The 15,593-nt window shown below is 42.3% G+C and carries 15 protein-coding genes; all 15 read left to right on the top strand.

All coding sequences use genetic code 11. From position 1 onward, the window contains the following. The first annotated feature begins 376 nt into the window (after window positions 1–376). The 15 genes from J7E37_RS19845 to J7E37_RS19775 all read left to right on the top strand — a co-directional run bounded on the left by J7E37_RS19845 (window position 377) and on the right by J7E37_RS19775 (window position 15,559). Window positions 377–1,738 (top strand): aspartate aminotransferase family protein, encoded by a 1,362-nt coding sequence (locus tag J7E37_RS19845; protein ID WP_215026592.1) that lies wholly within the window; start codon window positions 377–379, stop codon window positions 1,736–1,738. Then, window positions 1,739–2,431, top strand: a complete 693-nt coding sequence (locus tag J7E37_RS19840; protein WP_215026590.1) for a CoA transferase subunit A — start codon at window positions 1,739–1,741, stop codon at window positions 2,429–2,431. Continuing rightward, complete coding sequence (locus J7E37_RS19835) at window positions 2,416–3,081, top strand: 3-oxoacid CoA-transferase subunit B (RefSeq protein ID WP_215026588.1); 666 nt, start codon at window positions 2,416–2,418, stop codon at window positions 3,079–3,081. The genes J7E37_RS19840 and J7E37_RS19835 overlap by 16 nt, the downstream gene beginning before the upstream one ends. A 14-nt stretch (window positions 3,082–3,095) precedes the next feature. Further along, a complete protein-coding gene (locus J7E37_RS19830) occupies window positions 3,096–4,364 on the top strand; it encodes a peptidase (protein ID WP_353050049.1) in 1,269 nt (422 codons plus the stop codon). 21 nt (window positions 4,365–4,385) lie between these two features. Then, entirely contained in the window at window positions 4,386–5,714 is a 1,329-nt protein-coding gene (gene gabT / locus J7E37_RS19825; RefSeq protein WP_215026584.1) for a 4-aminobutyrate--2-oxoglutarate transaminase, read from the top strand. Between the two features lie 12 nt (window positions 5,715–5,726). Continuing rightward, window positions 5,727–7,148 carry an aldehyde dehydrogenase family protein gene (locus tag J7E37_RS19820; protein WP_214781145.1) on the top strand — a complete coding sequence of 474 codons (1,422 nt, stop codon included), beginning with the start codon at window positions 5,727–5,729 and terminating at the stop codon, window positions 7,146–7,148. Window positions 7,149–7,221: 73 nt separating this feature from the next. Beyond that, window positions 7,222–8,088 (top strand): putative beta-lysine N-acetyltransferase, encoded by an 867-nt coding sequence (gene ablB / locus J7E37_RS19815; RefSeq protein ID WP_214781147.1) that lies wholly within the window; start codon window positions 7,222–7,224, stop codon window positions 8,086–8,088. 52 nt (window positions 8,089–8,140) lie between these two features. Continuing rightward, window positions 8,141–9,529, top strand: a complete 1,389-nt coding sequence (locus tag J7E37_RS19810) for a sigma-54 interaction domain-containing protein (RefSeq protein WP_214781149.1) — start codon at window positions 8,141–8,143, stop codon at window positions 9,527–9,529. Between the two features lie 172 nt (window positions 9,530–9,701). After that, window positions 9,702–11,135, top strand: coding sequence for a lysine 2,3-aminomutase (kamA, locus tag J7E37_RS19805; protein WP_214781151.1), 1,434 nt, complete (start codon window positions 9,702–9,704; stop codon window positions 11,133–11,135). Between the two features lie 12 nt (window positions 11,136–11,147). Further along, window positions 11,148–11,429, top strand: coding sequence for a YokU family protein (locus tag J7E37_RS19800; RefSeq protein WP_214781152.1), 282 nt, complete (start codon window positions 11,148–11,150; stop codon window positions 11,427–11,429). A gap of 784 nt (window positions 11,430–12,213) precedes the next feature. After that, window positions 12,214–13,302 carry a GH39 family glycosyl hydrolase gene (locus J7E37_RS22545; RefSeq protein WP_353050050.1) on the top strand — a complete coding sequence of 363 codons (1,089 nt, stop codon included), beginning with the start codon at window positions 12,214–12,216 and terminating at the stop codon, window positions 13,300–13,302. Between the two features lie 10 nt (window positions 13,303–13,312). Then, on the top strand, window positions 13,313–13,462 hold the full coding sequence (locus J7E37_RS19790; protein ID WP_214781154.1) for a hypothetical protein: 150 nt from the start codon (window positions 13,313–13,315) through the stop codon (window positions 13,460–13,462). 382 nt (window positions 13,463–13,844) lie between these two features. Continuing rightward, window positions 13,845–13,994, top strand: a complete 150-nt coding sequence (locus J7E37_RS19785; protein WP_214781155.1) for a hypothetical protein — start codon at window positions 13,845–13,847, stop codon at window positions 13,992–13,994. 33 nt (window positions 13,995–14,027) lie between these two features. Continuing rightward, entirely contained in the window at window positions 14,028–14,564 is a 537-nt protein-coding gene (locus J7E37_RS19780; protein WP_214781156.1) for a hypothetical protein, read from the top strand. Next, window positions 14,561–15,559 carry a YVTN family beta-propeller repeat protein gene (locus J7E37_RS19775; RefSeq protein ID WP_214781158.1) on the top strand — a complete coding sequence of 333 codons (999 nt, stop codon included), beginning with the start codon at window positions 14,561–14,563 and terminating at the stop codon, window positions 15,557–15,559. The genes J7E37_RS19780 and J7E37_RS19775 overlap by 4 nt, the downstream gene beginning before the upstream one ends. Window positions 15,560–15,593 lie beyond the last annotated feature (34 nt).

Raw genomic sequence — 15,593 nt, 5'->3', positions numbered from 1 at the left:
TGAAGTCACCCCAGGTTCAGACAAAACAGCCGACGGAAGAGCAGAAGTTGTCCGAAGTCACCCCAGGTTCAGACAAAAGAGCCGATGGAAGAGCAGAAGTTGTCCGAAGTCACCCCAGGTTCAGACAAAACAGCCGACGGAATAGCAAAAGTTGTCGGAAGTCACCCCAGGTTCAGACAAAACAACTGATGGAAGAGCAGAATTTGTACGAATTGTAGGCAATCCTCAATTACGAAAATGGATCAATTCCGTCCCTATCAAAAATCCCAGGCCAGTACCACTTATTTTTTACATCTTCAAGAAAGATTCCCCTTTTCATTTCATACAATTTATAGAATGTCCATTTAATTTTAATTGCGGTGAATGGAGTGAATGTATGAAGCCGTCCTACTTGATTAAGCCTGCCCTGGATGAAAGCTATCCAGAGATTGACTATGGAAAAGGTGTCTTTCTTTTTGACAAAGATGGCAAGAAATATCTTGATGCTGCATCCGGGGCTGTCACAGCAAATATCGGACACGGAGTTCCTGAAATTATCCTGGCAATGCATGAACAGTCCAAACGGGTGTCATTTGTCTATCGCTCCCAATTCACCAGTGAGGCAGCAGAAAAGCTGGCGGAAAAACTCGCTGATGCTTTGCCGGGGGATTTGAATTGGAGTTTCTTTGTAAATAGTGGCTCAGAGGCTACAGAAACCGCGCTGAAAATTGCGATTCAGTACTGGCAAGAGAAAGGGATTAAGTCCAAAACAAAAATTTTATCAAGATGGATCAGCTACCATGGAATCACTCTAGGTGCACTATCTATGTCAGGGCATCCGGGAAGAAGAGCAAGGTTTGTTCCATTGCTTGAAGAATTCCCATCGATTTCACCTCCATATTGTTATCGCTGTCCATATCAAAGCACAGCGCCTGAGTGTGGTTTTTTATGTGCGATGGAGCTTGAGGGAGCAATAAAGCGGATTGGTTCTGACCATATCGCCGGATTTATTGCAGAACCGGTTATTGGTGCGGCTGGAGGGGCGATTTCACCCCCTATAGGCTATTACGAAACAATTAAAAAGATTTGTGACGAAAACAATATATTATTCATTGCGGATGAGGTCATGACGGGTTTTGGCCGTACAGGGACGATGCTGGCATCAGAACACTGGAACATCATTCCCGATATTGTCGCGCTAGGTAAGGGAATGGGAGCAGGTTATGCCCCGATTGCGGCAACGGTTGTCAGTGACCATGTGATGGAGCCTATTTTGAATGGCTCTAAATCGATCATGAGCGGCCATACTCTTAGCGCGAATCCACAATCCTGCGCAGCCGCACTGGCGGTCATGGAATACCTTGAGAACAATCAAGTTTTAAATGAAGTCGGATCCAAGTCTGTGTACCTGAAAAATAAACTTGATAAGTTGAAAAATCAGTTTGATTTTATAGGAGATGTGCGGGGCAAAGGCTTGCTTCTCGGTCTTGAATTTGTCAGGTTGCCAGGTGCGAAACTCCCGTTTGAACGAAGCATGAAATTAACTGAACTAGTGGTTAAGGCGGGCAGGGATCATGGAATATTGCTGTACCCTGCAGGCGCTGGCATGGATGGTCTTTCAGGGGATGCAATAATTATTTCGCCGCCGCTGACGATCACCAGGCGGGAGATTGATGAATTAATAGCCTTGCTGAAGGCAACATTCATCGAAGTGTATAGAATACTGGGATTTCCTTTTGAAAATGGAGTTGAAAAGTAGATGGATAATCCATTTGGAAAAATTGCGACGCTTGAGCAGGCAATGGAGCATTTTTATGACGGAATGACTTTGATGTTTGGCGGATTTGGCGGGGTAGGGTCACCTCCTGACCTGATTGACGGCATTCTTGAAAAAGAAATAAAAAATCTTGTGCTGATTGGAAATGATACTGGTTTTCCCGAGATCGGCATTGGCAAAATTGTCAGCCGCGGTAAGGCAAAGAAAGTGATCGCCTCCCATATTGGGTCCAACCCAGTAGCAGGCACCCTGATGACCCAGGGAGAACTGGAGGTTGAATTCTCGCCGCAGGGAACCTTGACAGAACGGATTCGTGCTGGAGGGATGGGACTTGGAGCAATTTTGACAGATGTAGGAGTGGATCATGAGTTTGTTGCAAAAGGCAAACAAAGAATGACTCTGAACGGTAAAGATTATTTGATTGAAACTGCGTTAACAGCCGAAGTTTCAATCGTTTATGCAAAAAAGGCAGATCCATATGGAAATCTTGTCTTTGATAAAAGTGCCAGGAATACGAACCCGCTCGTGGCGATGGCCGGAAAATTCACCATCGCGGAGGCAGAGGAAATTGTGCCCCTTGGCAGCCTTGATCCTGAAGAAATCGTCACGCCTGGTGTATTTGTGGATATGGTAATTCCGTCTGGAGGGGTGAATTGGAAATGGGCATGGGAATAGATGTCAGAAACAGAATGGCCAGACGAGCCGCCGAAGAAATTTCTCCGGGCATGGTTGTTAACCTGGGCATAGGAATTCCCTCCCTGGTACCAAACCACCTTCCCGAAAAAACGAGAGTCATGTTCCATGCTGAAAACGGAATTGTCGGGATGGGAAAGTCGCCGGAAAAAGGTCAGGAGGATGAAAACCTGTGCAATGCCGGCGGATTCCCAGTCACTGTCATGGCGGGTTCTTCTTATTGTGATAGTGCTATAGCCTTCGGTATGATTCGCAGAGGCAGAGTGGATCTTACTATTCTAGGATCCTTACAGGTTAGCCAAAAAGGGGACCTTGCGAACTGGATTGTCCCCGGCAAGAAGGTTCCGGGCATGGGAGGAGCAATGGAGCTGGCACAAAAAGCCCGAAAAGTTGCCGTATTGATGAACCATACGGATAAAAACGGAGTTTCTAAAATCGTTCAATCGTGTACCTTGCCATTAACCGCTTCTGAATGTGTTGACATGGTCATCACCGATCTCGCCGTTTTTAAAATAATTGACGGTTCATTGATTTTGTCTGAACTTTTTGCGCCACATACAATACCTGAAGTTACCGGAAAGACACCATGCGATTTTACAATCGACGAAAACATCCGGATTATCGAATATTAAAAGGGGCTGATATCGTGCAAACTCCTGAACAAAAGGTGAGGAATTACATTAAAGAAAGCAGAATAAGAGGGACCAGGCTTTTGCAAAAATTAGTTCAGGAACCGAGTACTAGAGGGGATGAAAGCGGAGCCCAGGCAGTCATTATTGAAAAATGCCGCGAGCTGGGGCTTGAAATGGATATTTGGGAAATCGGGGAGAACGGACTGGCTGCTCACCCCGCTTTTTGTTCAGATCGAAAAGACTTCACTGGGAACCCAAACGCTGTAGGAATCATGAGAGGAACAGGTGGAGGAAAGTCGATGATCCTGAATGGACATATTGATGTTGTTCCCGCAGGCGACACAAAAGATTGGGAACGGGACCCGTTCAGCGGACATATCGAATGCGGCAAGTTATTTGGCAGAGGCTCGACAGATATGAAGGGCGGCACAACTTCGCTGCTTATGGCGATGGAGGCAATAAAAAATTCAGGAATCAAGCTAAAGGGCGATGTCATTTTTCAAAGTGTGATCGAAGAAGAAAGCGGTGGTGCGGGAACACTTGCTGCTGTCCTGAGAGGTTATAAAGCGGATGCAGCCATCATCCCTGAGCCGACTAATATGAAGCTGTTTCCAAAACAGCAAGGATCCATGTGGTTCAGGATTTCAGTGAAAGGAAAAGGGGCGCATGGCGGAACGAGGTATGAAGGTGTCAATGCGATTGAGAAAGCGATGCTGGTTATTGATAGACTGAGAATTTTGGAGTCTCGGAGAAATGAAAGGATTACTGACCCGTTTTTTGAAAGCATCCCAATCCCGATTCCTATCAATATCGGAAAAATCCATGCTGGAGACTGGCCATCATCTGTACCGGATTTAGCTGTAATTGAGGGGAGGATGGGAGTGGCTCCCAATGAAACACAGGATGAGGCAAAGAGGGAAATGTTTGAAGCCATTGTCGAAGTCTGTAACGAAGACCCATGGCTGAGAGAAAATAAACCTAAACTTGAATGGTTCGGTGCAAGCTGGTTGCCAGGCGACCTGGATCCTGAACATGAGCTGATTCATGTCCTTTCAGAAAGCTTTATGAACGTTAAGGAAAAATCTCCATTAATCGAGGCATCCCCATGGGCAACTGACGGCGGTATCCTCTCCAAGGTAGGTGGAGTGCCTGTAGTTGTTTTTGGACCCGGGGTGACGGAAACCGCACATCAGGCGAATGAATATATCAAGCTTGAAGATGTTTTTGAAGCGGCGGAAATCATTGCACTTGCTCTGCTTAAGTGGTGTGAGGTCAGCGATTAGAGAAAAGGGGGAACCAAACAAATGGGAGATATAAAGATTAAAACAGCTATACCAGGCCCAAAGGCAAAGGCATTGTTAGAGCGGAAAGAAAAAAATATCCCTGTGGGACCGTTCAACACAATCAAGTCGTTTGCGGAAAGAGGAGAAGGTACCTTATTGACGGATGTTGATGGAAATACATTCATCGATTTTGCGGGCGCCATCGGCACACTGAATGTTGGCCACTGTCCAAGTAATGTAGTGAAAGCACTTCATGAGCAGATCGACCGCTATCTTCACCCGTGCTTCCATGTGATGATGTATGAACCATATATAGAACTTGCGGAAATTCTAAACAACATTACTCCAGGGACTCATGATAAAAAAACATTCTTCCTGAGCAGCGGAGCAGAAGCAGTAGAAAATGCGATAAAGATAGCAAGGAAATATTCAGGCCGGAAAGGAATCATTTCTTTTGAACGAGGTTTTCACGGAAGGACCTATATGGCAATGTCGCTGACGAGCAAGGTCAAACCATACAAATACCAGTTCGGCCCGTTCGCTCCGGAAACCTATAAATGGCCATTCCCGGTGTATTCTCAAGAAAAAGGCATGGCACCTGAAGAACTGGATGCCTACATGTTAAAAAAATTTGAGACATTTTTCCTTAGCGAGGTTCCTGGCACCGAAATTGCGGCTGTCATAATGGAACCGATTCAGGGTGAAGGCGGATTTAATATTCCATCCAAAACCTTTGTCCAAGGAGTGAAAAGAATTTGTGAACAGTATGGGATTCTCTTTATTGCAGACGAAATCCAAACCGGTTTCGGCAGGACAGGGAAGATGTTTGCGATGGAGCACTACGATGTGGTCCCCGATTTGATGACGATGTCAAAATCGATTGCTGCTGGGCTGCCGATCAGTGCGGTCACGGGAAGTGCTGAAATTATGGACTCAGCAGGTATCGGGGAAATTGGCGGAACCTTTGGCGGAAGTCCTCTTGGTTGTGTAGCGGCAATAGAAGTCGTTAAAATGATAGAAGAGCTAAATCTTCTTGATAGAGCAAACCTGTTCGGGGAAAAGTTCCAGGAAAGGTTCGGCAAGCTGACAGACAGTTTTTCGGAAATAGGCGATATCCGTTCTTTAGGTGCTATGTGTGCGATCGAATTTTTCGATGAGAATGATCGGCCAAACGGCCAAATCGTTCGAGAAATACTTGCAAAAGCACATCAGCGAGGATTAATTTTAATGAGCGCTGGTCTTTATGGTAATGTAATCAGGCTTTTAGCACCTCTGGTCATAACAGAGGATCAAATGGAGGAAGGGTTCGATGTGCTTGAATCAGCAATCACTGAATGCTGCAAGCGGTAGGAGGGGGAAACAATGAGACAGAATTTATGGATTAATGGTGAAAGCGTTGAATGTGATAAATACCGTCCGCTTTTTAATCCTTTTAATGGAGAAAAAATTGCCGATGTAGCAGAGGCAAGCAAAGAAGACGTGATAAAAGCGATAGATTCAGCTGCCGGGTCAGCAGGGACGATGGCAGAGATGGATGCCTATAAGCGTTCCGACATTCTCCGGAGAGTGGCTGAATTAATCCAGGAGGACAGGGAGGAGTGCGCCCGCCTGATTGCGGAGGAATCCTCCAAACCATTGAAGGCTGCATTTGGTGAAGTCGACCGTACCATCATGACCTATAAGTTTGCATCAGAAGAAGCAAGGAGGCTTCACGGCGAAACAATCCCGATGGACGCGGCTCCTGGAGGCGAGGGAAGAGTCGCCTATACGGTGAGGGAGCCGCTTGGAGTTATTGCTGCGATCACTCCTTTCAACTTCCCGATGAATCTTGTTGCCCATAAAGTCGGACCGGCAATCGCTGCCGGAAATACGGTAGTCCTTAAGCCAGCCAGCCAGACCCCATTATCAGCCTATAAAATTGCTTCCTATTTCCATGAAGCAGGGCTTCCTGCGGGTGCTCTCAATGTTGTGACAGGCAGCGGAAAAAGTGTTGGTGATGTGCTGATTGCCGATGACCGGGTGAAGATGGTCACTTTTACGGGAAGTCCTGAAGTTGGGAAGCATATCCGAGAAAATGCCGGGTTGAAACGAGTAACTCTGGAACTGGGTTCCAATTCAGCATTGATTGTCGATGATGGAACCGATCTTAAAAAGGTAATGCCAAGAATTGTTACTGGAGCCTTTTCTAATCAGGGGCAGGTTTGCATCTCTATCCAGAGGATTTTCGTACACGAAGCGATCGCTGCTGAATTTGTTTCTTTGTTTATTGAAGAAGCTGGCAAACTGAAGGTGGGAGATCCACTGGATGTGCAAACAGATTTAGCTGCAATGATCAGCGGAAATGATGTGACCAGGGCAAAAGCCTGGATTCAGGATGCAGTGGAAAGTGGAGCGGAGCTCGTATATGGCGGAGATAGTGAAAGACAAATCTTGAAGCCAACTGTGCTGCTCAATGCAAAGCTCACTGATAAAATTTCCTGTGAGGAAGTGTTCGCCCCGGTTGTCCACATTAATACATTCCTTGAATTCGCTGATGCGATTGCTAAGGCTAATGACTCAAAGTACGGGCTGCAGGCAGGAGTCTATACGAATGATCTTCAAAAAGCGATGCAAGCGGCAAAAAAACTTCATGTCGGCGGTGTGATGATCAATGAAATACCGACATTCAGGGTAGATCATATGCCTTACGGCGGTGTCAAAATGAGTGGAACCGGAAGAGAAGGGATTAAATACGCTTTAGAAGAGATGACCGAACTGAAGCTTGTTTCAATCAAACTGGATTGAATCGTCAGCCTGGCTTTAAGCCGGGCTTTTCATACGATTGAAATGTTGAATATCGGTAATAGGGGGTTTGAATATGCACTTAGGAAAAACATTAGCTTTATCGGAAAAGGAGTATAACATGACCGTTTATCTTGATAAACAGAATAAACGAGTCAGAGTAGAAGATTATTTAGGGAGTTTATCAAAAGTATTGGATCGAGCTGAAGGGTTTATTGAGAGTGAAAAGGCTGACAAATTGATTATCAAAGGAAGAAGAGAACATTTTACACAGCTGATCGAACGAGGTTTCAGTTTTGAAGCAAGTATTGATGGGTTCTTCCTGGGCTCTGACTGTGTGTTCTTTTCGAAGTTTTTCAGCGACGAAAGAAGGACTTCGCCGCATTGGCTTCAAGAGGATGGAATCATTAAAAGTGTTTACCATCTGGCAGAACCAGCACAGAAACTCACACCTCCAAAGGATTACATTTTGAAAAAGATGGACGAAACGGATTCAAAAGGATTGTCTCATTTATACAAAGTAGTTTTCCAAATTTATCCCACACCGTTGAATGATCCAGAGTATATCGTCAAAACAATGAAAGAAGGAACCATTTATTACGGATTTGTCCATGATGGTCAGATCGTAAGCGCTGCATCAGCAGAAGTGGACTCTTTTTATAAAAATGCAGAGATGACTGATTGTGCGACATTAAAAGAGCACAGGAAGCACGGATTGATGAAGGTGCTGCTAGCCCGCCTTGAGGAGGAACTGATCGAAAATGGCATATATTGTTCTTACTCCATCGCCAGGGCATTATCGTTCGGGATGAACGCAGCCCTCCATCAACTGGGTTATGCATACCGTGGCAGACTGGTGAACAATGTGTTTATCTATGATAAAATTGAAAACATGAACGTTTGGATAAAAGATTTGGCAAAACCGCCAAATTTTGGGCAGTGAAAAGACAGTTTTTCGGCACTCTGTCATATACTGAATATGGGAGTGTGATGAGATGAATTCAATATCCAATGTGACCGAAGAAATCTTGAGCGCAATATTGAAGTGCATCGACGAAGCAATCCATGTTGTGAATACAGACGGTATGACCATTTTCTATAATGAAGTAGCTGCCAGGCACGATGGACTGGAAATCAATGAGGTGATTGGAAAGCCGCTCCTTGCTGTATTCCCTTCACTGAACAATCAGTCCAGCACTCTATTGAAAGTAATTGAAACGAAGAAACCGATCTATAATGAAACCCAGTCCTTCGTCAATTTACATGGGCGAAAAATTGACACTGTCAACTCGACTCTGCCCATCTTTGTGCAGGGAGAATTGATTGGCGCAGTTGAAATTGCAAAGGATTATTCTCAAATCAAGCAGCTTTCTGAACGTCTGGTCGAAATTCAAAAGAGTCATAAGCATCGTGGCGGGAAAGCTGTTAAACAGCAAGCCGGCTATACGTTCAGCGACCTGATTACAAGCAATAAGCATTTTATGATGATTAAAAAGAAGGCAGAGAAACTGGCAAAATCTGATTCTCCGATTCTTGTGTATGGGGAAAGCGGGACCGGAAAGGAGCTTTTCGTCCAATCCATCCATAACGCCTCCAGTCGGGCAGCTGGACCTTTCATTGCGCAAAACTGTGCGGCAATTCCGGAAAACCTGCTTGAAAGCATCCTGTTTGGCACATCAAAGGGAAGCTATACTGGAGCAGTGGACAGGCCTGGATTGTTCGAGTTGGCTAATGGCGGAACACTTTTTCTAGATGAGCTTAATTCGATGCCCTTCGACCTCCAGGCCAAGCTTCTTCGTGTCCTTGAGGATGGCGCTGTCAGAAGAATCGGAAGCACTCATGTCATTTCTGTCAACGTCAGGGTGATTTCTGCGATGAACGTTTATCCTGCCCAGGCAATGGAAGCAAACCAGCTTCGGACGGATTTGTTTTACCGTTTGAATGTTTTGACATTCGAACTGATCCCCTTAAGGCAAAGGAAAGAAGATATCCTTTATTTGTCCGATATCTTTATCAGTCAATATAACAAGCAGCTGAGTAAGCATGTCTCCGGGCTTGATGATTATGTAAAAGCCATTTTCTGCAAACACCCATGGCCTGGCAATGTCAGGGAACTGAAGCATACTATTGAATACATGATGAATGTATGTGAAGGCAGTATGCTGACCGGACAGGATCTGCCGATGATGATGAAAAACATCCAGCCAGATCCTGCTGAAGAAACACGTACTTCATTTGTTTTGAGAGACCATCTAAAAGAGCTGGAAATCCAAATAATCAGTGATGCGCTGGATGCTTCTGGCGGAAATGTCCAGAAAGCAGCCGTCCTCCTCGACATTCCAAGACAAACACTACAATATAAAATGAAAAAATTAAATCTATGACATTCTAATCTGCCGAATTTTCAGCAGGTTATTTTCTTTTTTAAGATTAAATTCCCAAACTAGTTTACTAAAGCCTTGCAGGAAGCGGGATTGCCGAATTCTGAATAATCCGTCACTTTTGGCACGGAACTTGCATTATAAATAGCTATAAAAATAGCTAGGGGGAATTGGAATGAAACAGACTTTATATAAGCCTTTAAGACACTGGAAGGATATAGAACTTTGGAAGAATGTTACCGAGGAACAATGGAATGACTGGCTATGGCAGCTTACAAATACAATCAGGACACTTGATGATTTAAAGAAGGTTATTAATCTTACACCCGAAGAAGAAGAGGGTGTCAGGATCTCGACGAAAACAATCCCGCTGAATATAACACCTTACTACGCTTCATTAATGAATCCAGACGACCCGCGCTGTCCGATCAGGATGCAGTCAGTGCCAATCTCCAAGGAAATTCACAAAACAAAATATGATCTTGAAGATCCCCTTCATGAAGATGAAGATTCACCTGTACCTGGTTTGACGCACAGATATCCTGACAGGGTGCTTTTCCTCGTAACCAATCAATGCTCGATGTATTGCCGCTATTGCACAAGGAGGAGATTTTCGGGACAAATCGGCATGGGGGTTGCAAAGAAACAGCTTGATGCCGCAATCAACTACATCAGGAATACTCCTGAAGTTCGTGATGTCTTGATATCTGGCGGAGATGGCCTGCTGATCAACGATAATATTCTTGAATATATATTAAAAAACCTGAGAGAAATCGACCATGTTGAAATCATCAGGATTGGAACTCGTGCACCAGTTGTTTTCCCACAGCGCATCACAGAGAATCTTTGTTCAATCCTCAAAAAATACCATCCAATCTGGCTGAATACACACTTCAATACATCAATTGAAATTACTGAAGACTCAAAGCGGGCCTGTGAAATGCTTGCCAACGCAGGTGTCCCTGTTGGAAACCAATCCGTCATACTTGCAGGAATCAATGACAGTGTCCCGATTATGAAAAAGCTTATGCATGACCTCGTTAAAATTCGTGTCCGCCCTTATTATATATACCAATGTGACCTCTCTGAAGGCATCGGCCATTTCCGTGCCCCGGTCACAAAAGGCCTTGAAATTATTGAAGGCTTAAGGGGGCATACATCCGGCTACGCCGTTCCAACCTTTGTGGTCGATGCACCTGGCGGAGGCGGCAAAATTTCCTTGCAGCCAAACTACCTGATTTCCCAAAGTCCAGAAAAAGTGGTGCTGCGGAATTTTGAAGGTGTAATCACCTCTTATCCCGAGCCTGAAAGTTATGTTCCAGGCAGAGCAGAAGGATACTTCAAACAGGTATATCCAGAATATGAAAACAAAAAATCCAATACTGGTATTGCTGCTATCATGAATGACAGTGAATTCAATCTCATTCCCGAAGGACTTCGCAGACTGGATCGGAGAGAACAATATGAAGTCGATCCTGCGCATTCATCATTAAAAGATAAACGTGAAAAACGAGATGAGCTAAAAGAAAAGAAGTTTTTATCTCAGCAGAAAAAAGGGCCTGAAGCGACTGATGAGCAAGGGGTAACTCCAACATCTGCCACGGAATAAGGAGGGAAAGCAGTGAAAAAGTGTGACTGGTGCAGCAGCGAAAACGTAAGAAATGTAACTGACAGGGTATTTTGGGAGCTGCCGGATGGTTCACGTGCAATTCAGATTGATGAGACACCAACTGTAAAATGTCTCGATTGTGAAATGATCTATCAGACAGATTTAATCACAAAAGAAATAGAAGACCAGCTGTTTTTAATCAATACTAAAAAATTAGATAAAGTGCTTACTTTTGAGGAACTTATGACGCAGCCAAGAATACTAAAGAGGAATTATTTTGATTTTTCTTCGTAGAATTACTATATTATTTTTCTAATATTTTTAGGCACTCAGCAATGAGTGCCTTTGTCATGTGAAAGTATAACTTACTAACGGACAAATTTAGATGATTTCTAAAATGTGAAAATCCTATTTAAATTTACTTAGTTGTTAACGTATTCTTATTATGCTAAAGTAAATTTAATTTTTGGAGAAGGAGAAGAAAAATGGATACTCGTTACCAGTATGAGCAAATAGACTACCAAGTAGATTTGCCGATTAAAATCTTTACGCAAACCGTTGAACGTTTTCCATATCATTGGCACGAAGATCTTGAACTCCTTTTCGTTCTAGACGGTTCCTTAGAGATAAGAGTAATCAGGATAGCTTTCAACTTGAAGAGGGGGATTTGTTCCTTGTGAATGGGAACGAACTCCATTTCGTCAACTCTAAGACTGCAATAGGGAAAACACATGTTTTAGCACTTCAAATTGATCATAAATATGTAAAAAAACATAATTTTAACCTTTCAGAAAAAAGGTTTTATTTAAACTCTAAAAAAATGGTAACTGAATCCACATACACACTCGATCATATCAAATACATATTAGCAAATATGATGGACCTCATACTTAACAGAAAGAATCTGTACCATTTAAAAATTGAGAAATTATTACTTGAGTTAATTGTCATACTATTGGAACATTATGAACTTCCTACACAGACTAAAGAGAGAGAGATAGCTCGCGACCAAAGACTGCTTGAGATATTAAAATATAAGAATCACCATTGTATGGATTCCCAATAAAGTTTACAGGAAATTGCAGACGAGTTTTCTTTAAATCCACAATATTTATCAAGATATTTTAAGTCAAATGTTGGGAAATCATTTAAGAAGAAACTAGACAGCATCAGACTTAATAAATCATTATTTTCATTAAGGACAACAGATGAGACGATTACAGAAATAGCACTAAAATATGGTTTCCCTGATAACAAAGCCTATTACAGGGTATTTAAGGAAGTGTTAGGAATTACACCGATGCAATATCGAGAGAAATATAAGGTTGATATTGAAAAAAACATTCCTAAAGATTACTTGAATATTAATAGCGGTGAATCACTGGTGAACTTATTTAAACACCTAGTGAAAAAAGATAGAAATGACGAAAATAGAAAAGACCTTATAACTGATGGACAAAAATATTATATTGACATGAAGGAATTTAAAGGAAAGATTACTCCAACCTTTACTAAATTAATGGCCTATGGATATGCCCCTCATGCTCTTAGAAGGGATTTTACTGATCAGCTGCAACAAATCCAACAGGAAAATGGGTTTGAATATGTTCGATTTCATGGAATCTTTGCCGATCAACTTCTTGTTTATAACGAGAAACAGGATGGAACATATTATTTTAATTTTAATCATATTGATTCTCTTTTAGATAATTTATTAAAGGCAAATGTAAAACCTTTTATTGAAATAGGTTTTATGCCAAAGGATTTAGCGAGTACAGAAGATAAGATTTTCTGGTGGAATGCATTTGTTTCTCCACCTAAGGATATGAATAGGTGGTTAATATTGTTAGAAGCCTTTTTCAAACATATCATTAACCGCTACGGTTTAATGGAGGTAAGAACCTGGTATTTTGAATTTTGGAATGAACCAGAGGTTAAAAGTTTTTGGTCAGGAACCGAAGAAGAGTTTTTTAAGTTGTATGAAAAAAGCTATAAAAGAATTAAAAGGATTGATTCTGAAATTAGACTAGGTGGATTTGGGCTTATGTCACTTGCAGACTCCTGGTTGGAGAACTTTGAGTCCTTCATGAGGAAAAAAAACATTCACATAAGAAGATCGGAAAATACAGGTAGGTGCCGCTCCTGTTACAACAGGAATAAGTGTTGATGGGAAGACATTGGTAGCGACGCTGAATGCTGAAAATGCTCTGGCAATTGTTGATCTGGAAAGTGGAAACATAGAGAAGGTAGGAGTTGGCATTGGCCCGGCTCAGGTATACCTTGCTTCGAATAATGAATTTGCCTATGTCGCCAATCAGGGAACATAGAGTAATCCTTCTAACAGCATAACGATTGTTGATCTAAAATCAAAAGCAGCTATATCTACGATTGAAACCGGCAAAGGAGCACATGGCGTGGTGCTGAGTGGGGACAGTTATACTGCGTATGTAACTAATATTTCGAAAATACGGTAAGCATAATAGACTTATAACGAAAGAAGTAAAACAAACGATTAAGATTGGAGAAGTCCCAAATGGAATCACGATCATGAAGTAATGGATGGATGCCGCGCCTTATATCTTTGAGGGGCGGCTTCTTGCATTACTGAATACAATTATTCGTCACATAAACTCGATTATTTCTACACATTTGATTTATACAATCATAATGAAAAAAGGTTTCTCTATAGTAAAGGAGGCTTTGTATACCATGAACCAAGTAATGATGACTGAAGATGCAAGTAAAATAATCTGGGAGATGATTGAAGCATTTGTTGAGGAATTGCCTAATATGAAATTCAAAAGCAGAGGTGATTGGGTGGCATTAATGAATTATAAAAAAGGAGTCATGAGATTTTAGGAAATTCCAATAGGGTCAATTGGAGGAAGATAAATGAACAAGTATAAAAGAATCGTGCTTGTGGCAGCAATAGTTGTGTTATTTGGAGGTTCCGTTTATTTGATTTTAGACTTTGACAAAAATGCACAGTCAGTCACGCCTACCATCGCTGAACAGGTGAAGGGAAAAAAAGAGGTGGCTGGATTGAATCAAAAAGATGACAGCCTTACAAAAACGGATACCCAAGGAGCTGTTGCCGTAAAAGCCACAATCATTCCGGAGAAAAGCAATACCAACCAACTGGTGTTTGAGTTGGTGTTGAATACGCACTCTGTCGATCTATCAAAATACAATATCACTAAAGCCTCCAAGATTGTTTTTGATGAAAGGGAAGAAAGCCAAGAATTCATATGGAAAGCATCATCAGAGGATTCTCATCATATGAGCGGAATATTAACTTGGGATGGACAAGTGACTGTTGACTTCAAAGAGGTGAGCCTTAAATTGGAGCAAATCGATAATATACCAGTGAGAACGTTTAGTTGGACAAATGAGGATATTTTCCAGTCCGCCAAGGAGGGAGAACAGTGAAAAAGAATCGGTTGATGGTGTCGGGGGCAGCTATATTACTGCTGCTCTCCATTATTTACGTGATAGGACTAAAGAATAGTAACACAATGGTTGCCTATATTCCGAATGTCGATGAAGGGACTATTTCTGTTATTGATACTAAAAAAGATAAGGTTATGAGAACGCTTAAAGTAGACAATGTGCTATCCGACGGGATTGAGGCCAGTAAAGATGGTAAATGGATTTATGCTGGGAATTATAGTCGCGGGGAGCTATTGGTTATTGATTCTAAAACAGGGGAAATAGTAAAAAGAATTGATACAGGCAAGAACCTTCATGGAATTGATATGACTCCGGATGGGAAGTACTTGTACCTGGCGAGCGGGGATTTCAAGGAAGGGAAAGAATTCAACTATATAACCGTAGTAGCAACCGGCAGCCATAAAGTGGTCAAAGAAATCCCCACTACATCAAAAAGCCCGTCGCATATAGATTTCAGCAGAGATGGAAGCCTGGCTTACGTCGCGAATATTCTGTCAAATGATATTACATTGATTAGCACAGAAACATTTAAGATCATCGCAACAATTCCAGTCGGCACCATTCCAAATGAGGTCGAGCCTTCAGCGGATGATAAATACCTTTACGTAGCGAATGTAACAGATGGTACCGTATCCGTTGTAGACTTAATAAACAGGGCAGAAATAGAAACAGTAAAAGCAGGAGAAGGAACACATGGGTTAGCTCTCTCTGCTGATGGAAAATTTTTGTTTGCATCCAATCGTATATCGAATGACCTCATTAAAATTCATTTGGATACTAGAAAACTTGAGGGGAATGTGCTGACCGGGAAAACCGCCAATCATGTCTCATTGGTGCCAGGAACAGATAAACTCTATGTCACTAACAAGGATTCTGATGATTTAACTGTGGTGGATGCTAAATCAATGAAGATTCTTTCAAAGATTAAGCTTGGTAAGACTCCGCATGAAATCAGTTTTGCAATTGCAAAGTAATAGAAAAAACCTAAAGAATCTAGCTAGAGTTGAA

It is taken from the genome of Bacillus sp. ISL-39 (assembly GCF_018613295.1).
Classification (GTDB): domain Bacteria; phylum Bacillota; class Bacilli; order Bacillales; family Cytobacillaceae; genus Mesobacillus.
Note: the sequence above shows the minus strand (reverse complement) of the source record. Positions and strands in the feature narration are given on the sequence as shown.